The sequence below is a fragment of the Clostridium sp. 1001283B150210_160208_E6 genome (genome assembly GCF_015669365.1).
GTDB lineage: Bacteria > Bacillota > Clostridia > Clostridiales > Clostridiaceae > Clostridium > Clostridium paraputrificum.
Window position 1 is genome coordinate 13,748 of record NZ_JADPAA010000012.1, and the last position, 25,344, is coordinate 39,091.

Genomic DNA, 25,344 nt, shown 5'->3' on the forward strand with positions numbered 1-25,344 from the left:
ATATGAATTTTTTGTGAACAAATAAGTTCTCTATACAGAAAATGAAAAAAATGTCGAAAAATATAAAGAGGGAGGTTTTTTTATGATTTCTAAAGATAAAAAAGTAAATAAAAATTTAAAGAGCTTTAGAGGGCAGATAATTAAATTATTAATTATATGTACCTTAATACCAATAGTAACATTAGGTATATCATCAATAATATTATTTAAAAATTCAAGTGATAATGAATTTAAGAAGAGTGCTAAAAGTATTGATATGGGTGTAGAACAATTGGTTAATGAAAAGTTTGACGGAATTCAAAACATAATGAATATTGTTATAAAAAGATTAGATACATATTCAAGTAAAGAAGAGTTAGAAAAAGACCTTATACTATTAGCAGAAGGGGATAAAGATATTAAATCTACATTTATTTATGAAACTAAAAGTAAGACAACATTAATTTATCCACATGTTGAAATACCTACGAATCTTGATTCAACAACAAGAGAGTGGTATATAAAAGCAAAAGAGGCAAATGGACAGTTAGGAGTGTCTAATGTATATAAGGATATTGTAACTGGAAAGAATATGGTTACCTTATCTAAAGCTCTAATAATAAATGGAGAGGTCCAAGTTGTTTTGGGCGTAGATTTTGATATTGAAAGTATTGCAAATGCTTTGGGAAATATTACTTTTGGTGATAATGGTATATGTAGTATCATTGATGCTAATGGAATAACAATTGCTCATCCTAATAAAGAGTATATTGGAAATAGTGATATTTCTGAAAGTGAAGTGTGGGAAACTATAAAAAATGAGGATAGTGGATTAGTTAAAGGAAAAGCTGGATCAGAAATTATATATAATTTTGGTTTTACAACTTCAGATATTACAGGATGGAAAGTGATGCTTGAAGTTCCAAGTGCTGATTTAACAGAAAATATAAAGGAGTTTATTACTACAATTATTATTACTATAATTGTGGTTTTTGGTATAGTAACTACATTAGGAAGTATATATTCAAAAAGAATAGATAAATCTATAAAAATTATTAAAGATGGAGTTAATAAAGCTTCTGAAGGTGATTTTTCAGAAGAAATATTTTTATCAACAGGAGATGAGCTTGAGGAACTAGCAGATAGTTTCAATATTATGCAATATAAGATATCAGATTTAATTGGAAAGGTACAGTCTTCAATTATTGATGTGTCTGATTCAGCTATTAATATATCAGAAATGAGTAATGATGTTGCTTTAGCTATTGGAGAGGTTGCTAATACTGCAGAGGAAATATCAAAAGGTACAATGGAATCTGCAGAGAGTTTGACAAATGTATCTTGTAACTTAGACGGTGTTTCTCAAGATATTAATAATATAGATAAAGAAGCTAAGGATATTAATAATAAAGCTATAGAAGCAAATGCTTTGGGAGAAGATGGAATAAATATTATAAATGTTGTAATGAGTAAAACAACAGAGACTAAAGAGAGTGCGATGGAAGTTAGTAAAGTTATTTCTTTAGTATCTGAAAGTGTAAGTAAGATTGCGGTAATGAATCAAACAATATCCCAAATAACTGAACAAACTAATCTTCTTGCTTTAAATGCAGCTATAGAAGCAGCTAGAGCTGGAGAGGCTGGAAAAGGCTTTGCTGTAGTTGCCGAAGAGATAAGAAAGCTTGCAGAAGAAACATCAAAATCAGCAAAAGAGATAAATGGAATAGTTCAAGAAGTATCGTTAAAAGTTAATGTAGCAGTAGATACAGTTAAAAATACTAATGAAACTGTGGAAAGCCAACAAAATGTTATCTTAGATGCTGAAAAAATATTTAAGAATATTATTAGTTCTGTTAAGGAGCTTACAAGTAAGGTTTATAATATAGCAAATGCTTTGGATGAAATAGGAGAAAAGAAAGATGATTTGGTAAATCAGGTACAGAATTTATCTGCAATAGCTGAGGAGACAGCAGCAGGAACAGAAGAAGTATCAGCTTCTTGTGAAGAAGTATCTGCATCTTCAGAAGAGTTTACTGCTTATGCAAGTAATCTGAAAGATTTAGGTAAGAATCTTGAAAATGAAGTAAAGGTATTTAAGTTAAAAAAGTAAGGAAGGGTTAACCCTTCCTTTTAATATCTTCTTCTACGTCTTGAACGACTATATCTCTTTCTATTATTGATAATCTTAATTATAAGAACTATTAAGATTACTACTATAACAATTGCAAGGATAATAGCAAGGTATACAAGCATATTAGCCTTTATAAGCTTAAATACTGTTAAATCACTGCTGCCCTTTACTTCTAAAGCTGAATCTAAAACTGTTGCACTTAAAGGAATATCGTTTTTAGAAGCAAGTTTCCAAGCGTTGTTGCTTTCTGGGTTTAGTGTTATTTTTAAGTTATTCACATTAAGCGAATTGTTATATAATTTCAAGTCTTCACTTAAAGTTACATTAGCTGTTATTGTTTTTGTTGGTCCAAAGAATCCAAATAATTTGTATTCAAGTTCAAGAGAACCAACCTCATCTCCAGCTTTTTTAATAACTTGTTTTTCAGCAGGATAACTATAGTCCATCATAGAATTTAAGTCTCTAAATCTAGCATCATTATCGTTTCTATCAGACTTTAATACTACACCAATAAGTTTACGTCCATTTCTTTCATATAGACCAGCAAAACATGTTCCGGCATCACCAGTAACACCTGTTTTACCACCTATGTTCCCATTTTTGCCTAATTCAGTATTTCTATTTTCTAATTGTATTATAGTATCTCCAGGTAAGGTAACTGTAGCATTTGAAAGTGCCATAGTTTCTCTTATCCATTCATTTTCATAAGCTTTCTTAGTTAAAATAGATAACTCATAAGCTGTAGAATAGTTTACATCTTTTCCTGTTACGGAATCTGGTAAACCATTAGGGTTTTCAAAGTGAGTATTTACTAATCCAAGCTCTTTTGCTTTGTCATTCATCATTTGAATGAATTTTTCTGAGGTTCCACCAACATGATCTGCAATCATATATGCAGCATCATTACCAGAGAATAATAAAAGTTCCTTCATAGCTGTATCAGCATCAATGGTATCTCCTACCTTGAATGATTTACCATAAGGAAGCATTTGTTCACTTTGCATAGTATATGGTGGTTGTGCTAAAGCTGTTTCTGTATATACTATTTGGTCTGTTTTTTTTGCGTTTTCTGCAAAAAGCAATGCTGTCATTAGCTTAGTTGTACTAGCTAAATACATTTTTTCATTACCATTTTTTTCGTAAATTACTTCTCCGGTATCATAATCAACAACGACTCCAGCTTTTGAAATAATTTCTGGCGTATTAACTTTTTCTGTGGCATGGACCTTACTAGCAAAAGGTGCTAATAAAGATATGGAAAGAGCTAATGCCAATGTTTTTAACGTCTTTCTTTTTGTCACGGTTCATCTCCCCATCTCTTAAAAATAATATGTCTGAAAACAGTTTTAGTATATCATTTATGTATTTTAATAACAATATGTAAAATGACAATATTCTCAATTTCCTATTAATTACTTAAATATAAAATCTTAAAAATGCCAACACTAAGGGTAAATGAAGTAGGAGGTGGAAAAATGAAGAAACTAAAAGGATTTATATTAATTATATTAAGTTTTTTATGTGTACCATTTTGTAATTATAAGGTGGATGCAGTAGAAGGAGAGAAGTTAGTTTATTTAACTTTTGATGATGGGCCTTCACCTAATAATACAAATAGAATATTAAATGTTTTAAAGAAAAATGATGTGAAAGCATCTTTCTTTGTTGTTGGAAAGAATGTTGAAATGTTTCCGGAGATTGTAAAAAAAATGGACAAGAATAATATGGATATATATCCACATTGCAACAATCATATTTATAAAGAACTATATAGTTCCCAAGATTTTTATTTTAATGATTTAAGCAAATGTCAGGAATCTATTAACAAAGTTACTGGCAAAAATGTTGGGTGTACATTTGTAAGGATGCCGGGAGGGTCGGATAACTTAGTTGGAGATAGAGAGGTTCTAGCTAGTATAAGGAATAAGCTTTTAAAAAAGGGAGTTGATTATGTAGATTGGAACGTTGATTCTGGTGATGCTACAGCCATAAGAGTAGCAGCTGATATAATAGAGGGTAACGTTAATTCTGGGGGCTGCAAATATCAAGTTGAAGTTCTTTTGATGCATGACTTAGATAATAAGAATACTACAACTGAAGCTTTAGAAACTATAATTAATGAGTATAAAGTAATGGGATATAAATTTAAAACTTTAAGTGAGATGGAGCCCTGGGAAAAACAATACTTAGAGAATATAAGAGTTATTAATAGAAGGTAGGTAAATAATAATATATATTTATAAAAATATATAAATACGTAAATATAAAAACATAAAAATATATAAATAAGTGAAAAAGCTTAACTATAATATAGAGAGTCAAAGAGTTAATAGAGTTATAAAGAATAGATAGAATAGAAAGAACTCTGCCAAGTTAGCAGAGCTCTTTCTATTCTTTAAATCTATTTATGATATGTTCCTTAGCTTTTAATTCAAAAGTATCATCAAGCTTTTTTAGCTCAACAGAACCATATTTTTTTTCTAAAGCAATCTTTAAAAATCTATCTGCAAGCTCAGGATTTTTTGAAAGTAATGATCCGTGGAAATAAGTACAGAAAGTATTTTTATAGATGCATCCTTCGTAACCATCTTCACCATTGTTTCCGTATCCATGAATACACTTCCCAAGTGGTTTTAATCCGTTTATAAATGTTCTTCCTGAGTGATTTTCAAAACCAACATAGGTTTCATCAAAATCTTCATTGTATATTACGGTGTTTCCAATAAGTCTCTTTTCTCCACCTTCAGTATAGATATCTAATATACCTAATCCCTGAAGTTTTTCTCCATTAGGAGAAATATAGTGCTTTCCTAGAAGTTGATATCCGCCACATATAGCAAGAAGAACTTTATCCTCTTCTATATATTGTCTTAGAACTTCTTCTTTGTTGTTTTTAAGGTCTTCAGAAACAATTGATTGTTCATAGTCTTGACCTCCTCCAAAGAAAACTATATCTATTTCGTCTTTATTGAATTTATCATTTAAAGAAACATCAACTACATTAACCTTTATTCCTCTTTCTTCAGCTCTATGTTTCAACACAAGAATGTTACCAACATCTCCATAAACATTTAAAAGATCAGGATAAAGATGACAAATATTTAATTCCATAATTCCACTCCTTTTTACTACCAAAGCTTTTTAATATAGCCTTTTGAGTGTAGATATTTTCTGTAATTAATCATGGCTGTATAAGTAGCTAATATATAAATTCTATTAGTGCTACTATTTTTAATTTTTTCTGTTAATGCTTCATAATTTTCTTCTAGAATAAATTTTTCTGAATTAAGTCCAGCCACTTTTAATCTAACTGCCATATCATACAATCTTATTCCTGAAACAAATACATCTTTTATAGGAAGTTCTTTTAATCTTTCAAAATCAACATCCCAAATCCAAGAAACATCAGTTCCATCAGCATAATTATCATTAAGCATAAATAGAGTAGAGAAGTCTTCTTTATTTAAACAAAGTGTGTCTATAGCTTGGTTATATCCAGCAGGATTCTTAACAAGTATTATTTTTACTTGCTTATTATCTATATTTATTTCTTCTTGCCTACCAAAGCTAGAATCTTGTTTTCCAAGGGAAGATTTTATTGAGTCTTCATCAATTCCCATTTCTTTGGCTATTGAATATGCACAAAGACCATTGTAAATATTATAGATTCCTGATTGACTAATAGTTATTTCATCATTATTAATAAGTACTTTAGATGAATTAGGGTTTAATTCTAAAATTTCATTTACAGAATATTTAAGATCAGCTCTTTTATAGCCACATTCTGAGCAGTAGAAATCTCCTAGATGATTATATGTTATAAAGTTATATTGATATGGAGCCTTACAAACTTTACAGAACTTTGCATCAGCATTAACATCAATAGTATTATCCTTTTTTACCCCTACATTAAAACCATAGTATATAGTTTCATTTGGTACAGGTAATTTACCAAATAAAGAATCATCACCATTTAAAACTAATTTAGATAATGGAACTTTTTCAACACCCTCTAAGATTTTTGAAAGAGTAGTATAAACTTCACCATATCTATCTAATTGGTCTCTAAATAGATTAGTAATAGTTATAATTTCAGGGGTTATGTATTCCGTTACAAATTTTAGATTAGCTTCATCTACTTCAATAATGGCATAGCTATCATGATTTTTTTTGAAAAAGCTATAATTATCTATAAAGCAAGCAACTATTCCTCTAAATAGATTAGCTCCTGTATTATTTGTAATTACTGTATGTCCATTTGCCTTAAATATATTAGTAATCATACTTGTAGTAGTAGTTTTACCATTAGTTCCAGTTACAAGTATAACTTTATATCCTTTAGCAACCTTTTTTAATATTTCTTTATCAAATTTTAATGCTACAGTACCTGGAAAGGTGCTTCCCCCTTTTAGAAGGTTTTTAGATATAAATAATGTAATTTTACCAGCTAAAATACTTAAAATAGACTTAATATTAATATTGCTCACCACCTTAAATGCTTACTATGTAGTATGTCCTTAAAAGCTTAATTGTAAACTTTGAAAATAAGTATAGCATAAACTTATAATATTTTGTAGAAGATTATAAGATAAAAGAGATATTTTGTGTGGTATTTACAATTATTTGTAGTAGATTTTTTATATTGTAAATGTTAGAATAATACATATGTAAACCTTGTGTATAAGTGAAAAGGTGGGTGCAGTATGGAAAAAGTGTTAAAAGGAATTAAAAATAGTTTTGGAAAAATAGGGACAGCCTATAAGAAGTTTTCAGAAAAAGATGCGAGAATAGATACTATAATAACTATATCAGGGGTAATGTTGTTTGCCTTTTTAGTTATGTTTACTTGTCAAAAAATAATGGGTGCTAATGCAGTTAGCATAGCTACTAATAAAGCTGAAGCTAGTTTTTTTGAAGGGGATTATGATGCAGCAATCGCAGAATATGAAAAACTACAAGAAGATGACGAGTGGCCTATTTATACAACTAAGATTGCAGAGATTTATTCGGTAAAGGGAGATTATGAGAAGTCAAACTCTTTATTAGAACAATCATATCAAAAAAGAAATGAACTTATCAATGAGAATGGCAAGAGCAAATATAATGATGTAGACGGTGAACTTGGAAATCTTATAGCACTTACTTTCCTTATGAATGGAGAAAAGGAAAAGGCCTTAGAATATGGTGAGATGTTCATGAAAGAAAATGCATTAGATAAGTCTATTCAAAGAACAATGTTTACAATATATATGGTAAATGGACAAAGAGATAAAGCTAACAATATAATCAAAGAGTATGATGTTGATGAAGAATCTTCTTATGACTTAGCATTATATGCAAGAATGAATATGTTAGTAGATGATTGGGATAAAGGTTATGAGATATTAAAGGATGCTTGGTATAAAAATAAAGATGAAATAAAAGTATATGATGTTATAGCTCAAATTTCATCTTATGATAGAGATGCTGTAATTATGAAGCTGACAGAGTTATCAGAAGCAAATCCAGATGAAGTATGTTACAAAGTTTGGCTTGCAAAGTGTTACTCAATGCTTGAAGAAACTACTAATGAAGCAAATACTTTAGTACAAGAACTAGAAGGGAAAGATGTTGGTAATGTAGTTTTTAAGACTATAATTGCAAAGATTGATCAACACTTAGGAAATAATGAAGAGGCAGAAAGAATATTAAATGCAGTAATAGAGAATGATGAAAATTCATATTTTGGTTATCATACAGCAGCTTGGTATTACTTTGATTTAGGAGATTATGATAAGGCTTTTGAGTTATGTAAACAAAGTATTTTAGAAAATAAAGATTATCCTGATAATTACGGATTCTTAATACCAGAAATTATGATAGCAAAAGAACAAAGTGAAATAGCAGAACCTTATTTAAGAATGGCTATTGAAAAAGAACCTTTTAATTACAATATATTATTAAAAATAGCTGATTATTATTCATATAATACTCAAGATAAGGGTAAAGCTTATGAGTATTATAATTTAGCTTCATTAGTTAAGCCAAATGATGCTGAAATTTTATACAATATGGCCAACATAAAAATAGAAGATGGAAAGAATAGTGAAGCTATAGAGTTATTAAAGCAATGTACTAAATTAGATGAACAATCTACAAAATATTTTAGAACCCTAGGAACTGTATATTTAAATGAAGGAAAAACAGATGAAGCTATAGCTGCAATTAGATCTGCTTATTCAGTAGATAAGAGTGATCTTAAGACATTAAATAATGCAGGAGTCTTCTATATTGCAATGGAAGGTGAAATTGAAAGAGGTATGGTTAATATAAAAGCAGCGTATGATGGATTAACTAATTCAGTAGATACCGAAACAAGAAATGTTATATCTGAGAATTACCAAAAGGCAAAGACCCTATATGATGCTTATAATAAGGAAGATGGATCAAAATTAACAGTACCAGACTTTACATTATTCTATTAAGAAAAGTTAGAGAGAATAATTATAGATGAGGGAGAGAAATTGCTTTGCGATTTCTCTCTTTTCTTATAGTGGCAAATTCCTATAATGAAAGTTTTTTCTTTTTTACTCTTAATTAGTTAATTAGAATCTTTGCCTAATTGTAGAAAAAATAATATAATAATAATATATTAACTAAAGAAAATTATAGGAGGGGTATTTTATGTATCCAATTAAGTTTGAAAATCTGTATTATGAGAGGATATGGGGAGGTAGAGACCTAGAAAAGTTTAGGGATAATGTTCCAGAAGGATGTATAGGAGAAAGCTGGGATATTGCTTGCCATAGAAATGGAACAGGAGTTATAGAAAATGGAGAACTTAAGGGATTATCATTTAAAGAACTTATAGATAAATATGGAGAAGAAGTTGTAGGAAAAAAAATTAGCAAGGATAATTTTCCGTTACTAATTAAGCTTATTAATTCGAAGGATAAATTATCTGTTCAAGTACATCCAGATGATAAGTATGCAAAAGAAGCAGAGAATGACTTGGGAAAAACTGAAGCGTGGTATGTTGTAGATGCAGAAGAAGGAGCATCACTTATTGTAGGAACTAAGGATTGTGACAAGGAAATTTTTAAGAAGGCTATAGAAGATGGTTGTTTAGAACCATATTTAAATAAGATACCAGTTAAAAAAGGTGATATGTTTTATGTACAAAGTGGTTTAGTACATGCCATATGTGAAGGGGTAACAATAGCAGAAATCCAACAAAGTAGTGATACAACATACAGAGTATATGACTATAATAGAGGAAGAGAAATACACGTTAAAAAAGCTCTAGATGTAATTAATTTTGATTTAAAGTGTGAAAATAGTAAAGGTATCACAATTCATGAAGAAGGCTTTGATAAAACAATTTTATGTTTAAGTGAATTTTTTGCAATTGAAAAGTATGAAGTTAAAAGTAAGGCTATAGAAAATAGTGACTTAGATAGATTTTTCTTATTCACTTGTGTGGAAGGTAATGGTAAGATAGTATCTTCAGGAAATGAATTAGAAATAAAGCTTGGAGATAGTATCTTAATACCTGCAAGCCTTGGAAAGTATACTTTAGAGGGGAATTTTACTTTGTTAAAGAGTTATGTTCCTGATTTAGAAGTAGAAAAATCCAAAATATTAAGTAATGTAATTAAGTAAAGTGGACGATAAGAAACTAGGAGTGTAATTGCTCTTAGTTTCTTTTTTAAAAGGTGGGAATACAATGGCAAATAAAAATAAGTTTAAATTAGTAAAGGTTATACTTTTTGCCTTAATAATTATTGTTTGTGCTACTCTTTATTTCAAAAATTTTAGTAATAACAAGGGATTAAGAGTTATAGAATGGGATAATATTTATAATGATAATAACATTACATTGTTTTACCAAGATATTGAGGAGAAGCCTAATTCTATAAAAAAGTTAGATAGTGTTTACAGCGTAAGTAAAATAGTTAATAACAATAAAAATGAATTAGAAAAGGTATTACAAACTGTAGATATATTAAAGAGTATCATCGAATATGATGATGTAGATAGTTCTGTTGCTAAAGATGGATATGGTATCTTAGAGGAAAAGGGTGGCAATAAAAAGGTATCAGATAGAGATATGGCAATAATAGAACGAGATATCTTATTAGCAGCTGGATTTGTGGCTAGAGTTGGTGAGTTTAGAAAAGAGGTACCTCAGTTTCAAAAGAATCCTTCATATTATGTTGTTGAGTACTGGAGTAAAGAGGATAATAAGTGGATAATGGTGGATTTTAAGGATAAAGGGTATCTAGAAAAAGGTGGGGTAAAACTATCTTCTATTGAAGTTTTAGGAGAGAAGCTTAAGGACTTAACTTATATAGGGAATAGTTCTCAAAATGATTACAGAAAGAAGATATCTAAATACTTATCTTCATATACAGTTGCAATAGATAATACTATTTCAATGAAGAAAAGTAATAGCTATTTAACATACTGTAGTTCAGAAAAAGATATTGATATGAAGATTGAAAATGATTATTTTCCATCAACAATTTTTACAACAGAAAAGACATTGTTTACATTGTCACCTAGTACAAAGGCAAATGGCAAAGATAGTAGTACATATATAATACTAATGAGAAAGCCTATGGAATCTTCAAATAGCTATGTTTATGTTATTGGTGCATTCGAAAATGGAAGTACAATAAAAGATTACTATTTAAGAATTAATGATGGTAAAATGAAAAAGATAGATAGGTATGAAGAAGTTGAATTAGTAGAAGGAACAAATAAAATAGAATTATCTAAGGATGGAGTAAATATACTTAAAAGGATAGTAGTAGAGAGGGATAAATAATCTTAATAATTTATTAAGTTAATAGACAAGTAGTTTTGGGTTAAGTATAATAAAAATCGGAGTTAAAAAGAAAGTGAGTGTGATATGAGTGGGGTTAGACTTAATATTTATTTTGAAATCAATAATTATTGCAATTGTTGAGGGGCTAACAGAATTTATTCCAGTATCATCTACAGGACATATGATCTTAGTAGGAAGTGCTATAAATTTCCGTAGTGCGTCTCCACAATTTGCAGAGATGTTCGAAGTAGTTATTCAACTTGGAGCTATTTTAGCTGTAGTTGTGCTTTACTGGATAAAAATTAAGGATAGTGTAATAGAATTTTTCCAATATATTTTTACAGGTGGTAAAAAAGGAAAAGTAGGATTTAGATTTGGAATTAATGTTATAGTAGCATCAATACCAGCAGGTATAATCGGGATGTTATTTTATGATAACATTAAGGCGTTATTTAGACCAGAAGCTGTAATTGTAGGATTTATAGTTGGTGGTATATTATTACTAGTAATTGAAGGGCTATTTAGAAATAAAAAGCATGCTATAAAAGATATAGATGAAATTACTCCTGGAAAGTCATTAATAGTAGGTTGTTTCCAAGTACTTTCAATGTGGCCAGGTATGTCAAGAAGTGCATCAACTATTATGGGAGGATGGATTGCAGGATTATCTACTTCTATAGCAGCAGAGTTTTCATTTTTCTTAGCAGTGCCAGCAATGATTGGTTCATCAGCAAAGGATTTATTTGAGTTTGATTATTCAATTATGAATACTACATTATGGATTGCTCTAGTATTAGGATTTATAGTGGCATTTGTTGTTTCTATAATAGTAATGAAGAAATTTATTGATTATTTAAAGAAAAAACCAATGAGAGTATTTGCTATATACAGAGTAGCAGCAGGGATATTATTAGCAGTATTAGTATTCACAAAGATAATAACGCTATCGTAAATATAAATCATAGGAGAGAAACCTCAATTAGAGGTTTCTCCTTTTTTATGTCTAGGAAATTATAAAATTTTAATTTGCTATAAATCAAAGGTATTATATTTTCATATTAAAAAATTATAAGGTCAAAGATAATAATTTTATGATTTCCTTACCTTAAGTACGAAGGGAATAGATATTTATTTTTCTGTGACTTGGAGCTTGCGACGGAACGAGAAAAATAAATATCTATGGACTATGCGACGGGACAAGCAAAATAAATATCCACTCCACCTTTTCTATATCTTTATTTTGTAAAAATTCTAAAAATTATAAAATTTACATTCAATTTTACTTTTCACTCATTTAAATTTATGTTATCATAAAATAAGTAAATGACATTTTCTTGTAATGCATTGTATGTAAACAATATCAAAAAGTGTCGTAAAGTAATAGTTTTTATATTTTTTTATTCTAAATTGTTTGAAAATAATGAATATAAAAACAATTACGATATAACGTGTGTGGTAGAGGGGGATATGAGAATGGAACAACAAATCAAAAAAATTGCCTTACTAACAGGTGGCGGAGATTGTCCTGGATTAAATGCAGTAATTAGAGCTGTAACAAGAACTGCAATATTAAATTATGGTATGGAGGTTATAGGCTATAAATTTGGATATAGAGGCCTATATAACAATGACTTCATTCCTCTAACATTAGAATCAGTATCAGGAATACTACATAGAGGAGGTACTATTCTATACAGTTCAAACAAGGACAACCTATTTGATTACCAAGTAGAAGAAAATGGTCAAATGGTAAAAAAAGATGTTTCAGATGTAGCTGTAGAAAATATGAAAAAAGAGGGTGTAGATGTTCTAGTTGTAATAGGTGGAGATGGAACCTTAACATCAGCTAGAGATTTTGCTAGAAAAGGAGTTAAAGTAATAGGAGTTCCAAAGACAATTGATAATGATTTAGCATCTACCGATGTTACATTTGGATTTAATACAGCAATAGATGTTGCTACTGGAGCTTTAGATAGACTTCATACAACTGCTGAATCACATCATAGAATTATGATTTGTGAGGTTATGGGAAGAGGTGCTGGTTGGATAGCATTAGAGTCTGGAATAGCAGGTTCTGCAGATGTTATTTTGCTACCAGAGATACCTTACGATATAAACAAAATTAAAGAAAAGGTTGAAGAGAGAAGAAAAGAGGGCAAACTATTTACTATTATAGTAGTAGCAGAAGGGGCTAAGCCTAAAGATGGTGAAGTCGTAGTTTCTAAGATTGTAGCAGATAGTCCAGATCCAATTAGACTTGGTGGAATTGGTAATAAGTTAGCTGATGATTTAGAAAAGATAATTCCAGATCATGAAGTAAGATGCACAGTGCTTGGTCATATCCAAAGAGGAGGAACTACTTCTACTTATGATAGAATTCTTTCGACTAGATATGGGGTAGCTGCTGTTGAGTTGATAAATGAAGGTAAGTTTGGTGATATGGTATGCTTAAAAGGAGATACAATATCTTCTGATAGTTTAGAAAATGTTATTGGACAAAAAACTAAGCAAGTATTGCCAGATGGAGAATTAGTTCAAGTTGCTAAAAAAATAGGAATTTCTTTTGGAGATTAGTTTAATATAAAAGGGATATGAAAGATTTTTATGAAACTCCCCTAATGGGGAGTTTCTGCAATACTTAATATTAATAATATTATATTTAATTTGTATCTTCAAAATTTTCTGAAAATATGATATACTTTTCCTAGGGACAGTTAATTTTTAGAAGCTGGAGGGTATTATGAAAGAGATAAAGAGATATTTAGAATCAAGAATAGGAACTTACGGATTTTTCTTTGAAGATCTATCGAGCGGATTCATTTATGGGTATAATGAAAACGTTCAAATGGTTGCTGCAGGGTGCATGAAACTTCCTATAGCAGTTTCTCTTATAAAAGCTGTTGAAGATAAAAAGGTAGATTTCATGGATAAAATCAAAATAGAAAAAGAAGATAAAGTTTATGGAACTGGTATAATCCATGAATTTAATGAGAGAGAGTATACAATATTTGAATTGTTAGTAGCAATGCTTATACAAAGTGATAATACTGCAGCCAATAAGATAATTGATATAATTGGAATGGATAATATTAATTCAAACATAAAAGAAATGGGATTAAAAAACACTATTCTTAACAGAAAGACTAGCGATGAAAGACAATCTAAAGATGGTGTGGAAAATATAACAAGCGCATATGATCTTTCTAAGATATGGAAGCATCTACATAATGCGACTTATCTAAATAGAGATAATAGTACTATGCTAATAGATATATTAAGAAGGCAACAAATTAAGAATAAGCTTGCTTTATATATACCAGATGATTTGAAGTATGAAATTTCAAGTAAAACTGGTGATAAGAAAGGTGTTGAAAATGATACAGCATTAATACAATTACCTAAGGGGAATTTTGTATTTACTGTATTATCAACTTCCGTTCCTAATAGTGTATATGGAACAGTAACTTTGGCTAAGTGCGGTAAAATGATGTGGGACAATGTCATGAATAATTGGCATTGAAAACATAAATAGCTCTACCTGTGGGTTAGGTAGGGGTTCAACTATGGTAAATGATAGGATGAGGGTAAAAGAAGAATGTATCAAAGTAAATTTTGATACATTCTTCTTTTTATAATTATATTTAGTTTTTACATATCACTAATAATAAATGTTAATACTTCTTAATATAGAGTTAAAGTTTAGGAGCTTTTTATGAAGAAATTAATAAGACCTTTAATGATTTTTTTAGTATTAATTTTATTTTGTGATGGAACTAAAGCGTATGCGCTTCCTTTAGGGGGTGAGGATATTAATGATGTAGAAAAGCAGATAAGAATAATAGGTATTAACCCAAACTATAGTAATAATATAATAACTTACATGAAAAACTTAAGTTTATCTAGGGAAGAATTATTAGTAATTGAAAAAGACTGCACTGAAGTTATAAACTTAATCCATGGGAAAAACTTTATAAGTGATTTATCTTTATCTGAAATGTATTACTTCTATAAAACATTATCATCTATAATAAATAATTTAAATATGGGTTTTAGTATTAATATATTTAATAAAAGTATAACTATTAAAAATATAAGTAATGGTGATATTTTAATGAAAGGAAGTATAAAAGAAGTTGGGGGATATATAGAGAATGTAAAAAGGAATAATTCTATTATGGACATAGTTAATATTTTAGATAGAATTGAATTTAAAGTTCTAGGAGAAAATAGTGGCTTTTCCAATAAAGTTCTTAATTCTAATATTCCGGACTTTGCTATTAATGTGATAAATGAATTTGAATGGGTACTAAATTTTTAGTACCTTTTTGTTTTGTTTTTTATTTGCTGATATAATAGGGGTAATATTTTAATAATATGGGGGCGTAGTATGATAAATGAAGTGATAAATGGAATTAAACCATTATATAAAGATAAAATTGAAGAAGCGAAAATAAGAGTTGATTCCTTAGCAAAGCCTTTAGGAAGTTTAGGAAGACTTGAGGATTTAGCAATACAGATTTCAGGCATAACAGGAAATATAAAGAATTCCATAAAAAATAAAGGTATTATTATTATGAGTGCTGATAATGGAGTGGTTGAAGAAGGGGTAGCCTCCTCTCCACAATATGTAACTTTGGCCCAAACAAAGAATTTTATTAGGGGCAAAACTGGAGTTTGTGCAATAGGTAAAACAAATGATACAAAGTTAATTGTTGTAGATATAGGAATAAATTCTGATGAAAAAATAACTGGGGTTGTAGATAAAAAAATATCTAAAGGAACTAGAAATATATATAAAGAAAATGCTATGAGCTATGAAGAAGCTAAAAGGGGAATTGAAATAGGAATTGAGATGGCTAAAAAAGCTAAGGATGAAGGCTTTGATATAATTGGTATTGGTGAAATGGGAATAGGTAACACTACAACATCTGCAGCAGTTTTAATGTGTTTGATTGACTGTGAAGTTGATAAAGTAGTTGGTAAAGGTGCTGGGGTTACTGAGGAGGCCTTTAATAAGAAAAAGCTAGTGGTCAAAACTGCTGTTGAAAGTAAGGATATAAATAGAATGGACCCAATGGATATAATATCAAAGGTTGGAGGGTACGATATAGCTGGAATGACAGGAGTGTTTTTAGGAGCTGCATATTATAGAATACCTGTTGTTATTGATGGCTTTATTTCAGTTGTATCAGCCCTTCTAGCATCAAGGCTTAATCCTATTGTAAAGGAATATCTTATACCTTCTCATAAGTCTAAAGAAATAGGATATAATTTAGCTATAGAGGAGTTAGGACTTGAGCCAATGCTTAATTTGGGAATGAGACTTGGAGAAGGTAGTGGCTGTCCAATAGCATTTTCTGTAGTGGAGTTTGCATTGTCTATGATGAATAATATGGCAACCTTTGAAGAAGGGGAAATTGATAATTCTTATCTTGAAAAAATAAAAGGAGAAGAAAATTATATAGTATGATAATATTTGTTGTTGGCGGGTCTAAAAGCCAAAAGTCCAATTATGGAGAGCTTATTGCAGAGAAGGTATTTAATAAAGGAAATTTATATTATCTAGCTACCATGAAGCCTTATGATGATGAGGATTCAAAAAGAATAGAGGAACATATAAAAAATAGAAGTGGACATGGCTATATAACAATAGAAGTTCCAAGGAATATTAGTAGTGTTTTACCAATGCTAAGTAAGGATGATACAGTATTACTTGATAGTATTACATCTCTTGTTACTAATGAGATGTTTAATAATAAACAGGTTGTGAAAAATGTTAAAGATAAAATTATAACAGAAGTGAATGCAATCTCTAAGAAGGTTTCTAATTTAGTTATTGTATCAGATTATGTATTTAGCGATGGAATTAGGTATGATGATTTTACAGAGGATTTTAGAAAAGAACTTGGTATTATAAATTGTGAAATAGCTAAGATGTCACAGGTTGTAATAGAGAGTTCCTTTGGAAATATTATAGTACATAAAGGTAAGGAAAGGATTAATAATGAAGAACTTATTGAATGCATTTAATATGGCAATTAGTATGTTTACAGTAATACCATTGCCTAAATATATATGGGAAGAAAAATCTGCAAAGTATATGATGAGAATATATCCATTTGTAGGATTTATAGTAGGGCTTATATGGTATGGGGGAGGAGTACTTCTTAAGTATTTTGATATAAGCTTAATGATGTCAACAGGTATTTTATTAACTCTTCCTTTTATAGTTACAGGTTTTATACATCTAGATGGATTTATGGATGTTTGTGATGCACTCCTTTCTAGAAAATCTAAAGAGGATAAGCTGAAAATTTTAAAGGATTCTAGAGTTGGTGCCTTTGCTGTTATAGCTTTAGGTCTTTTGTTTATTATGGATTTTGCAGGAATTTACACTGCATTAGAAAAGGATTTTAATTTAATTGCTCTTATATTAATACCTATAATATCTAGGACTATAGCAGCATACTTTATTATCTCTAATGAGCCTTTAGGGGAAAGCTATTATGGAAATCTCTTTAAAAATGGGACAGGAAAAATAGACAAGATAACCCTAGGGATAACTTTTATAACTATATTAATTTTGAGTTATTTCTTAGGAAATAAATATATAATAATGCCATTAGTTATGGGAGATGTAGGGTTAATTCTTTTAAAAAATTGCAAAAAAGAACTTGATGGAATTAATGGAGATGTAGCTGGATATATTCTTGTATTAACTGAATTATTTGGGATTTTAGTTTTAGCTGTTATATAAGGAGAAGGATATGGAACTATATTTTGGTGGAGCCTATAACGGTAAGCTTAGGCTTATAAAGGAAAAGTTTAATATAGATGAGAATGATATATTCTTCTGTGGAGAAGGTGAAATAGACTTTTCAAAGAAGGTTATATGTGGAATTCATATGTTTATTTATAATGAAGTAATTAATGGTAGAGATGCAATGGAGTTTTTTAAGAAAAATATAGAAGTATTTAAGGATAAAATAATTATTTCAGATGATTTATCATCTGGTATAGTACCTCTAAAAAAAGAGGATAGAAAGTGGAGAGAGGAAACAGGAAAAGTGCTACAATTTTTAACTAGTAAAAGTAATAAGGTTACAAGGGTATTTTGTGGTCTTCCTATGGTTTTGAAGGATGAATAAGATGGTTTTGTATTTAATAAGACATGGAAAAACCTTATGCAATGAAAGAAGATTGTATTGTGGTAAGTCAGATGTTTCATTGAGTGAATTAGGATATAAGGAGATCATTGAATTAAAATCTACTGTAGATTATCCAAAATGCAGGTTAAATTATACAAGTGGTGCTAAAAGGGCAAATGAAACTTTTGAAATTCTTTTTCCAAATTCAAAATACGCAAAGAAGAATGATTTTTTTGAATATAATTTTGGAGATTTTGAGATGAAGTCCTATGAGATGCTAAAGGATAATAGTGATTATATAGCTTGGATTATGGATGAAAGTAAAAAGGTAAAATGTCCAAATGGCGAGTGTAAAGAAGAGTTCTATAGAAGAATTAGTAAGGCCCTAAGGAAACTTTTTAGGGAAGTTATAGAAAAAGGTGAAGAGGAAGCTTTACTTATTTGCCATGGTGGTGTAATAGGTACCTTACTTGAATTATTCTGCAAATCCTCAAAGGATTTTTATACAATGCAACCTAGTTGTGGTAGGGGATATAAGTTAGAGGTTAAAGTTGATAAAGATATAGAAATAAAAATACTAGGAGAGATTTAAGAAATGTTATCATATACCATAGGTTTAGTGTTAGATTTTATAATAGGAGATCCTAATAATCCTTTTCATCCAGTAAGAATAATAGGAGCTTTAGGTATTAAGCTTGAAAATATAACAAGAAGAGTATTTAAGAACTTAAAAATATCTGGATTTGTAACATGGTTAGGAGTTATATTAATAACTTTTTTAGTTAATTCATTAATAGTTAGGCTTGCTTTTAGTATAAGCAATATATTTGGAATTATTATTGAAGGAATATTATTATATTTTTGTATATCTTTTAAGGGGTTAAAGGTAGAAGGATTAAAGGTAATTAAAGTTTTAGAATCAGGTGATATTGAAGGGGCAAGGAAGCAGCTATCCTACATAGTAGGAAGAGATACTGAAGCTCTAGATGAAGAAGGAATTATTAGAGCTGTAATTGAAACAGTAGCTGAAAATACATCAGATGGAATAATAGCTCCACTATTATTTGGAGCTTTAGGTGGTGCACCTCTTGCTATGACATATAAAGCAGTTAATACTTGTGATTCAATGTTTGGATATAAGAATGATAAGTACATAGATTTTGGGCTTGTATCTGCAAAGATGGATGATCTATTTAATTATATTCCAGCAAGACTTACAGGATATTTAGTTATTTTTGCTGCATTTATATTGGGACTAGATTATAAAAATAGCTATAGAATTTATAAGAGAGATAGATATAATCATACTAGTCCTAATAGTGCTCATCCAGAATCAGCTGTTGCAGGAGCTTTAGGAATAAGACTTGGAGGAGCAAATTATTACTTTGGTAAGATTGTAGAAAAGCCAACAATAGGTGATAAGAATAAAGTAATAGAAATTTCAGATTTATATAAGACAAATAATATTTTATTAGTAGTTACTTTATTAGGATTTAGTGTTGGACTTATTATAATAATTCTTGGAGGGTTACTATAATGAACTTAGGACACGGTGGAAATGTAGAAGAGATATGTAGAAGATATAATATTTGTGAAAAAGATATTATAGATTTTTCTGCTAATATAAATCCTTTAGGAATTTCTAAGAAAGTTAAGGAAGAAATGATTAAATCTTTAGACAGAATAGAAAGATATCCAGATATAACTTATCACGATTTGAGAATGGGTATTTCTCAATATGAAGGTATTGATTATAATAACATACTGTTAGGTAATGGAGCAGCTGAGGTTATATTTAATGTAATTAGAGGGCTAAAGCCTAAAAAGGTTCTTCTTCCAGCTCCAACCTTTTCTGAATATGAAGATGGTATAAGGGCTATTAATGGAGAAATAGTTTATTATAAATTAAATAGGGAAAATTTTAAGTTAGATGATGGATTTTTAGAAGCTATAGATAAAAGTATGGATATGCTTTTCATCTGTAACCCGAATAATCCAACAGGGCAGTTAGTATCTAAGGAGTTTTTAATTAAAGTGTTAAATAAATCTTCCGATACTAAGGTTGTTATAGATGAGTCATTCTTAGATTTTATAGAAGATAAAAGTAGATACTCTTTAATAGACATGTGTAAAGATTATGAAAATCTTATTATAGTTAAGTCTCTTACAAAGTTTTTTAGTTTTCCTGGCATAAGAGTAGGTTATGGAATTACAGGAAACGCTGAATTTATTAGAAAGATTAACAAGGTTTCTGTGCCATGGTCTATAAATACAGTTGCTTCAACTGGAGCAATAGTCGCGTTGAAAGAAAGAGAATACCAGAAAAATTCAATAGATTTTATAAAAAATGAAAAAGTATTTTTATATAATGAGTTATGCACGTTTAAAGAATTAGAGGTCTTTGAGGGGGCAGTTAACTTTATATTTTTTAAAACTAGAACAGATATTAATTTAAAAGAAGAACTTATTAAGTATGGAATAATTATAAGAAGCTGTAGTAATTATATAGGGTTAGGTCTTAATTACTATAGGGTTGCTGTAAGAACTAGAGAGCAAAATGAAAAACTTATATATGCTCTAAGAAAGGTATTTAATAAATGAAAGAAATCTTGATTATATTAGACGGATTTATGGAGGAGTGTCTTGAGGGACATTCCTTTAAAAAACTTCTTTTTGGAGACATGAAGTTAAATTATGATGAAAGGAAAGAAGACTTTTCAGTGGAAGGAAAGGATTTAGATAGTTTAAACTGTATTTTTAAAATGCTTGGTTACGATAGTTCTAAGGTAGATATCGGAGAAAGGGCTTTTTATGAAGCTTTAAATAGGGGGATAAAAATAAAAGATGAAGAGGGAATTTATAGGTGCAATATAATTAAGGTTAATAATGGAATATTAGAAGACTTTACTGGTGGAGATTTAGATAAAAATATAGGAGAAGTTTTAAAAGAATTTAAAATAGAAGGTGGATATCTTTATCCGTGTTACCAATATAAGAATTTACTTCTTTTAAATGAGATTATACATGAAAAGCTTAATCCACCACATTTTAGTGTGGGGAAAAAAATAGAAGAAATCATGCCTAAAAATAAAAGATTAAGGAATATAATTAATTATTCCTATGAATTTTTCAAAGATAGAAGTTTAGAAGGGTTAATGCTTTGGCCTTGGGGGGCTTCGGGTGAAGTTAAATTGAAGAAGTATAATAAGGAATCAGTGCTAATTGGAGGGATAGATTTAATTTGTGGTATGGGAAAGGCTTTAGGAATGATAGTTGTCCAACCTAAAGGAGCTACAGGGGAGTGGGACAGTGCATTGCATAATAAGCTAGAAGGTGTATTAGAATATATTTCAACGGCTAATAATATTATTGTACATGTAAATGGATTTGATGAGCTTTCTCATAGAAAAGATTTTAAAGGTAAAATGCAGTTTTTAGAAAAAGTTAAAAATGAGCTTCTTTTTCCTTTATTAAATCTTAAGGGGGTAAATATAAGAATAACTTGTGACCATAGGACAGATTCCTTTACAGGTAGTCATGAAAAAGGATATGTACCATACCTAAGTATATCTAATTGACAAAATATAAGCGTTTAACTATAATTATTAGGAATTGACTCGTTTTAGGTGTTTTACTTAATAGGGAATGGAGTGTAAATCTTCAACTACCCCAGTAACCGTGAAATGGACAAAATCTAGTTAAGCCACTGCATAAATATTTATGTGGGAAGGTTAGATTGCGGATGAAGTTAAGTCGGGAGACCTGCCTAATAGCGATGGTACTATTATTCTCTGAGGGTGGAATTATAGGGTACGTAGGTCATTTTACTTATTGTACAAAAAAGTAGAATGTATATGCATACCTTATGGGTATGCATTTTTTTATACTACGTTTTCAATTCAAAACCCCATAATGTAAATGGAGGGATTAAAAAATGAAACTAACAAAAAAACTAACAGGTCTTATTTTATCTATTATGATGTTACTAACAGTATTAGTAGGTTGCTCAGATAAGACTGTAACAATGCAAGACAGAGAAGGAAATGACTTTACTAAGCCTAGCAAGGTGGAAAGAATAATATCAACAGCTCCATCTAATACGGAAGTTTTAGTTGCTTTGGGAATGGCTGACAAATTAGTTGCTGTAGATAAGTATTCAGAGGATGTTAAAGGAATAAGTGAAGATATTCCAAAGATAAATTTTAGAAATCCAGATGCTGAAACTATTATAGGATTAGAACCAGATATAATAATTGCATCAGGACATAATAAAGCTGGAGATGAGGATCCATTCCAAGCTGTTAAAGATGCAGGAATACCTGTAGTATATATTCCAAGTAGTGTAAGTTTTGATGGAATATATGGAGATATTGAATTTATAGGTAACTTAGTTGATAAAAAGAAGGAAGCTTCTAAATTAGTTGAAGATATGAAAAAGGACGTTGCTGATATAAAAGCAATTGGAGATACAATAACTGATAAGAAAACAGTTTACTTTGAAATAGGTTCAGGTTCAAAGCTTAGTTCATTTGGTTCAGATACATTCTTAAATGAAGCTATTTCAATAATTGGAGCTAAGAATATATTTGAATCTGAAAAGAGTTGGATTTCGCCAAGTGAAGAATCAGTTATAGCTGCTAATCCAGATGTAATCTTAACAAACCAAGCATTTTTAGACGATCCAATAGGTTCAATTGCTACAAGAAAAGGATGGGAAGGTGTTACTGCTATTAAGAATAATCAAATATTCCTTTTAGATAAGAACACTACATCACGTCCAAGTCAAAATGTTATAGCTGCATTAAAAGAAATGGCAAAGGCTGTATATCCAGACAAGTATGAATAAAAAGAGAAAGATGTTATTGTGGTTATCACTACCACTAGCATTTTTAGTGATATGTATTGGAACTTCCATTGGGAGTTCCAATATTAATATATTCAACATTATTTCAGTTATTGGGAACAAGTTGTTTTCTATTCCTTTAATTGAAGGTGTTGGAAGTAATGATGTAGCAATTATCTGGGTTGTAAGGTTTCCTAGAGTTTTACTTGCTTTTATGGTAGGAGCAGCACTATCAGTAAGTGGAGCAGTTATGCAGTCAATACTTAAGAACCCTTTAGCTTCACCATATACTTTAGGGGTGTCTTCAGGAGCGTCTTTAGGTGTTGGAATATATATAGTTTTAGGGGTATCAATTCCTTTTATAGGGAATTTAGCATTACCTTTTATAGGATTTTTATCAGGGCTTTTAACAGTGATTATGGTTATTTTGTTTGCTAATAGAGTAGATAGAGGTATGTCTAATAATACTATTATTTTATCAGGTATGGTTTTTTCACTTTTTGCAAGTGCTATGCTTACTACCATTTCAGCATTAAATACTCATAAAATTGAGGCTATAACTATGTGGCAAATGGGTTCATTTAACATGAGAGGATGGTCTTACTTGCTAGTAGGGGTTCCATTCTTTATTGTAGGAGTATCTATTGTATTAAGATATTCTAGAGAAATGGATATTTTAACCTTTGGAGAAGATGGAGCAAAAGCAATAGGAGTTGAAACTGAAAAGGTAAAAAAACATTTGTTGTTTTCAACAGCAGTGCTTACAGGAAGTGCTGTAGCTTTAAGCGGAACTATAGGATTTATAGATTTAATTGTACCGCATTTGGTTAGAAAGATATTTGGACCAAATCATAAAGTAGTTATACCTATGTGTATTTTATTAGGAGGATCTTTTATGGTACTTACAGATTTAGTAGCTAGAACTATAATAAGTCCATCTGAATTACCAGTTGGTGCAATAACTGCAATTATAGGAGCACCATTCTTTGGCTACTTATATTTTAGTAAAAGAAGTAGGTGATATTATGCTAAAGATTAGAAATTTATACTGTGGATATGATGGTAAAGATGTTATAAAAGATTTTAATATAGACATAACTAGGGGACAAAATGTTTCTATAGTTGGTCCCAATGGATGTGGAAAAAGTACCTTGCTTAAGGCAATGGTTAGTTTAATAGATTATAAAGGAAATATATTTTTAGATGGGAAAGAAGTTAAAAGTATAAAGAGAAAAGAGCTTGCAAAAAAGGTGGCTCTTATGAGTCAAAACTCTCAAATATATTTTCCATATACTGTTTATGAAACTGTTGCTTTAGGGAGATATGCTCATATAGATGGAGTATTTGCAAGGCTTTCTAAGAGGGATGAGGAAATAATATTAAACTGTCTTAGTAATGTAGGAATTTTAGATTTAAAAGATAAACTTATAAATGAACTATCTGGAGGGCAACTTCAAAGAGTTTATCTTGCAAGGGTTTTTGCACAGGAACCTGATATTATTTTACTTGATGAACCTACGAATCATTTGGATTTAAAGTGTCAGATAGAAATACTAGAACATATAAACAAATGGACAAAGGAAAATCAAAAAACTGTTATTGGAGTATTACATGATTTAAACCTTGTTCAAATGTTTAGTGATGATGTGATTATGTTAAGTGAAGGACATATAGTTTCTAAAGGCAAGACAAAGGATGTATTATCAGAAGATAAGCTTGAAGAAGTTTATGGATTGAATATAAAGAAGTTTATGATAAATGCCTTAGAAAAGTGGAGGTAGATTATAATGAAAAAGTTTGTTATGTCATACAGTTGTGGTAAAGATAGTACACTTTCTCTTTATAGAATGATAAAGAGAGGACATACACCATTAGCTTTATTAGTAACTGTTGATAAAAAAGTATGTAGAAGTTGGTTTCATGGAATACCAGAACATTTATTAAATGAAGTATCAAATTCCTTAGAAATAGAATTAGATATGATAAAGTGCCAGGGCGAAGAATACAAGACTGCATTTGAAAAAACTTTAAGGAAGTGGAAGGAACAAGGTGCAGATGCTTGTGTATTTGGAGATATAGATTTAGAAGCTCATAGAGCTTGGTGCACTGAAAGATGTGAAACTGTAGGAATGGAAGCTATATTTCCATTATGGCTTGAAGATAGAGAAGAGTTAACTTATGAGTTTATAGATAGTGGCTTTAAAACTGTTATTAAGAATGTAAGGCTAAAGGATATGGGACCAGAGTTTTTAGGTGAAGTTTTAACAAAAGAAGTTGTTGAAAAAATAAAGGAAACTGGTTCAGATGCTTGTGGAGAAAATGGAGAATATCATACTTTCGTATTTGATGGTCCATTGTTTAGAAATAAAATTCAATTTGAAACAGGGGAAAATATTCTTACAGAAACTCATGGGTATTTAGATATTAGATAGGG

The 25,344-nt window shown here is 29.8% G+C and carries 24 protein-coding genes and 1 riboswitch; of the genes, 21 read left to right on the plus strand and 3 right to left on the minus strand.

The features are described from left to right. The first annotated feature begins 82 nt into the window (after positions 1–82). A complete protein-coding gene (locus I4V16_RS12625; protein WP_049179429.1) occupies positions 83–2,089 on the plus strand; it encodes a methyl-accepting chemotaxis protein in 2,007 nt (668 codons plus the stop codon). 20 nt (positions 2,090–2,109) lie between these two features. On the opposite strand, the gene I4V16_RS12630 is transcribed toward I4V16_RS12625, so the two are convergent. Next, positions 2,110–3,411, minus strand: a complete 1,302-nt coding sequence (locus I4V16_RS12630; protein WP_049179428.1) for a serine hydrolase — start codon at positions 3,409–3,411, stop codon at positions 2,110–2,112. Between the two features lie 174 nt (positions 3,412–3,585). Here I4V16_RS12630 and I4V16_RS12635 point away from each other — a divergent pair, with 174 nt between their 5' ends. Continuing rightward, complete coding sequence (locus tag I4V16_RS12635; protein ID WP_049179427.1) at positions 3,586–4,329, plus strand: polysaccharide deacetylase family protein; 744 nt, start codon at positions 3,586–3,588, stop codon at positions 4,327–4,329. A gap of 169 nt (positions 4,330–4,498) precedes the next feature. On the opposite strand, the gene I4V16_RS12640 is transcribed toward I4V16_RS12635, so the two are convergent. Both I4V16_RS12640 and I4V16_RS12645 read right to left on the minus strand, forming a co-directional pair. Further along, complete coding sequence (locus tag I4V16_RS12640; protein WP_049179426.1) at positions 4,499–5,221, minus strand: type 1 glutamine amidotransferase; 723 nt, start codon at positions 5,219–5,221, stop codon at positions 4,499–4,501. A 17-nt stretch (positions 5,222–5,238) separates the two neighbouring features. After that, positions 5,239–6,597, minus strand: coding sequence for a MurT ligase domain-containing protein (locus I4V16_RS12645; RefSeq protein WP_049179465.1), 1,359 nt, complete (start codon positions 6,595–6,597; stop codon positions 5,239–5,241). 216 nt (positions 6,598–6,813) lie between these two features. On the opposite strand from I4V16_RS12645, the gene I4V16_RS12650 reads away from it, so the two are divergent. The 19 genes from I4V16_RS12650 to I4V16_RS12740 all read left to right on the plus strand — a co-directional run bounded on the left by I4V16_RS12650 (position 6,814) and on the right by I4V16_RS12740 (position 25,342). Then, positions 6,814–8,574, plus strand: a complete 1,761-nt coding sequence (locus I4V16_RS12650; RefSeq protein ID WP_099313853.1) for a tetratricopeptide repeat protein — start codon at positions 6,814–6,816, stop codon at positions 8,572–8,574. A gap of 199 nt (positions 8,575–8,773) precedes the next feature. Continuing rightward, a complete protein-coding gene (locus I4V16_RS12655; RefSeq protein WP_049179424.1) occupies positions 8,774–9,751 on the plus strand; it encodes a type I phosphomannose isomerase catalytic subunit in 978 nt (325 codons plus the stop codon). A 64-nt stretch (positions 9,752–9,815) separates the two neighbouring features. Further along, entirely contained in the window at positions 9,816–10,919 is a 1,104-nt protein-coding gene (locus tag I4V16_RS12660; RefSeq protein WP_195616949.1) for a hypothetical protein, read from the plus strand. 88 nt (positions 10,920–11,007) lie between these two features. Then, on the plus strand, positions 11,008–11,871 hold the full coding sequence (locus I4V16_RS12665; protein WP_195616950.1) for an undecaprenyl-diphosphate phosphatase: 864 nt from the start codon (positions 11,008–11,010) through the stop codon (positions 11,869–11,871). A gap of 521 nt (positions 11,872–12,392) precedes the next feature. Further along, positions 12,393–13,493, plus strand: coding sequence for a 6-phosphofructokinase (locus I4V16_RS12670; RefSeq protein WP_111937414.1), 1,101 nt, complete (start codon positions 12,393–12,395; stop codon positions 13,491–13,493). Positions 13,494–13,659: 166 nt separating this feature from the next. After that, positions 13,660–14,439, plus strand: a complete 780-nt coding sequence (locus I4V16_RS12675; RefSeq protein ID WP_049179420.1) for a serine hydrolase — start codon at positions 13,660–13,662, stop codon at positions 14,437–14,439. Between the two features lie 192 nt (positions 14,440–14,631). After that, positions 14,632–15,237 carry a hypothetical protein gene (locus I4V16_RS12680; RefSeq protein WP_049179419.1) on the plus strand — a complete coding sequence of 202 codons (606 nt, stop codon included), beginning with the start codon at positions 14,632–14,634 and terminating at the stop codon, positions 15,235–15,237. A gap of 69 nt (positions 15,238–15,306) precedes the next feature. Next, a complete protein-coding gene (cobT, locus tag I4V16_RS12685) occupies positions 15,307–16,389 on the plus strand; it encodes a nicotinate-nucleotide--dimethylbenzimidazole phosphoribosyltransferase (RefSeq protein ID WP_049179418.1) in 1,083 nt (360 codons plus the stop codon). Then, entirely contained in the window at positions 16,386–16,949 is a 564-nt protein-coding gene (locus I4V16_RS12690; RefSeq protein WP_049179417.1) for a bifunctional adenosylcobinamide kinase/adenosylcobinamide-phosphate guanylyltransferase, read from the plus strand. The genes cobT and I4V16_RS12690 overlap by 4 nt, the downstream gene beginning before the upstream one ends. Further along, entirely contained in the window at positions 16,924–17,676 is a 753-nt protein-coding gene (locus I4V16_RS12695; RefSeq protein ID WP_195966882.1) for an adenosylcobinamide-GDP ribazoletransferase, read from the plus strand. Before I4V16_RS12690 ends, I4V16_RS12695 begins: the two co-directional genes overlap by 26 nt. 10 nt (positions 17,677–17,686) lie before the next feature. Further along, entirely contained in the window at positions 17,687–18,067 is a 381-nt protein-coding gene (locus I4V16_RS12700) for a bifunctional adenosylcobinamide kinase/adenosylcobinamide-phosphate guanylyltransferase (protein ID WP_049179415.1), read from the plus strand. A 1-nt stretch (position 18,068) separates the two neighbouring features. Then, positions 18,069–18,659: a histidine phosphatase family protein gene (locus tag I4V16_RS12705; RefSeq protein ID WP_099313848.1), complete on the plus strand. Its 591-nt coding sequence runs from the start codon at positions 18,069–18,071 to the stop codon at positions 18,657–18,659. A gap of 3 nt (positions 18,660–18,662) precedes the next feature. Next, entirely contained in the window at positions 18,663–19,604 is a 942-nt protein-coding gene (gene cbiB, locus I4V16_RS12710) for an adenosylcobinamide-phosphate synthase CbiB (RefSeq protein ID WP_195966883.1), read from the plus strand. After that, entirely contained in the window at positions 19,604–20,668 is a 1,065-nt protein-coding gene (cobD, locus tag I4V16_RS12715) for a threonine-phosphate decarboxylase CobD (protein ID WP_099313847.1), read from the plus strand. Before cbiB ends, cobD begins: the two co-directional genes overlap by 1 nt. After that, positions 20,665–21,645: a phosphoglycerate mutase gene (locus I4V16_RS12720; RefSeq protein ID WP_099329485.1), complete on the plus strand. Its 981-nt coding sequence runs from the start codon at positions 20,665–20,667 to the stop codon at positions 21,643–21,645. Before cobD ends, I4V16_RS12720 begins: the two co-directional genes overlap by 4 nt. 29 nt (positions 21,646–21,674) lie before the next feature. Beyond that, positions 21,675–21,852, plus strand: a riboswitch (cobalamin riboswitch). Between the two features lie 149 nt (positions 21,853–22,001). Then, positions 22,002–22,913, plus strand: a complete 912-nt coding sequence (locus I4V16_RS12725; protein WP_049179410.1) for an ABC transporter substrate-binding protein — start codon at positions 22,002–22,004, stop codon at positions 22,911–22,913. Further along, on the plus strand, positions 22,906–23,931 hold the full coding sequence (locus I4V16_RS12730) for an iron ABC transporter permease (RefSeq protein WP_049179409.1): 1,026 nt from the start codon (positions 22,906–22,908) through the stop codon (positions 23,929–23,931). Before I4V16_RS12725 ends, I4V16_RS12730 begins: the two co-directional genes overlap by 8 nt. Before the next feature lie 4 nt (positions 23,932–23,935). Further along, positions 23,936–24,691: an ABC transporter ATP-binding protein gene (locus I4V16_RS12735; protein WP_049179464.1), complete on the plus strand. Its 756-nt coding sequence runs from the start codon at positions 23,936–23,938 to the stop codon at positions 24,689–24,691. Between the two features lie 3 nt (positions 24,692–24,694). Beyond that, complete coding sequence (locus tag I4V16_RS12740) at positions 24,695–25,342, plus strand: diphthine--ammonia ligase (protein WP_049179408.1); 648 nt, start codon at positions 24,695–24,697, stop codon at positions 25,340–25,342. Positions 25,343–25,344: the final 2 nt, after the last annotated feature.

Excerpts from the sequence above, each read along its gene's own strand:
- I4V16_RS12625 (WP_049179429.1), top strand. The coding sequence starts at position 83 with ATGATTTCTAAAGATAAAAAAGTAAATAAAAATTTAAAGAGCTTTAGA.
- I4V16_RS12635 (WP_049179427.1), top strand. The coding sequence starts at position 3,586 with ATGAAGAAACTAAAAGGATTTATATTAATTATATTAAGTTTTTTATGT.
- I4V16_RS12640 (WP_049179426.1), bottom strand. The coding sequence starts at position 5,221 with ATGGAATTAAATATTTGTCATCTTTATCCTGATCTTTTAAATGTTTAT.
- I4V16_RS12650 (WP_099313853.1), top strand. The coding sequence starts at position 6,814 with ATGGAAAAAGTGTTAAAAGGAATTAAAAATAGTTTTGGAAAAATAGGG.
- I4V16_RS12655 (WP_049179424.1), top strand. The coding sequence starts at position 8,774 with ATGTATCCAATTAAGTTTGAAAATCTGTATTATGAGAGGATATGGGGA.
- I4V16_RS12660 (WP_195616949.1), top strand. The coding sequence starts at position 9,816 with ATGGCAAATAAAAATAAGTTTAAATTAGTAAAGGTTATACTTTTTGCC.
- I4V16_RS12670 (WP_111937414.1), top strand. The coding sequence starts at position 12,393 with ATGGAACAACAAATCAAAAAAATTGCCTTACTAACAGGTGGCGGAGAT.
- I4V16_RS12675 (WP_049179420.1), top strand. The coding sequence starts at position 13,660 with ATGAAAGAGATAAAGAGATATTTAGAATCAAGAATAGGAACTTACGGA.
- I4V16_RS12680 (WP_049179419.1), top strand. The coding sequence starts at position 14,632 with ATGAAGAAATTAATAAGACCTTTAATGATTTTTTTAGTATTAATTTTA.
- cobT (WP_049179418.1), top strand. The coding sequence starts at position 15,307 with ATGATAAATGAAGTGATAAATGGAATTAAACCATTATATAAAGATAAA.
- I4V16_RS12690 (WP_049179417.1), top strand. The coding sequence starts at position 16,386 with ATGATAATATTTGTTGTTGGCGGGTCTAAAAGCCAAAAGTCCAATTAT.
- I4V16_RS12695 (WP_195966882.1), top strand. The coding sequence starts at position 16,924 with ATGAAGAACTTATTGAATGCATTTAATATGGCAATTAGTATGTTTACA.
- I4V16_RS12700 (WP_049179415.1), top strand. The coding sequence starts at position 17,687 with ATGGAACTATATTTTGGTGGAGCCTATAACGGTAAGCTTAGGCTTATA.
- I4V16_RS12705 (WP_099313848.1), top strand. The coding sequence starts at position 18,069 with ATGGTTTTGTATTTAATAAGACATGGAAAAACCTTATGCAATGAAAGA.
- cbiB (WP_195966883.1), top strand. The coding sequence starts at position 18,663 with ATGTTATCATATACCATAGGTTTAGTGTTAGATTTTATAATAGGAGAT.
- cobD (WP_099313847.1), top strand. The coding sequence starts at position 19,604 with ATGAACTTAGGACACGGTGGAAATGTAGAAGAGATATGTAGAAGATAT.
- I4V16_RS12720 (WP_099329485.1), top strand. The coding sequence starts at position 20,665 with ATGAAAGAAATCTTGATTATATTAGACGGATTTATGGAGGAGTGTCTT.
- I4V16_RS12725 (WP_049179410.1), top strand. The coding sequence starts at position 22,002 with ATGAAACTAACAAAAAAACTAACAGGTCTTATTTTATCTATTATGATG.
- I4V16_RS12730 (WP_049179409.1), top strand. The coding sequence starts at position 22,906 with ATGAATAAAAAGAGAAAGATGTTATTGTGGTTATCACTACCACTAGCA.
- I4V16_RS12735 (WP_049179464.1), top strand. The coding sequence starts at position 23,936 with ATGCTAAAGATTAGAAATTTATACTGTGGATATGATGGTAAAGATGTT.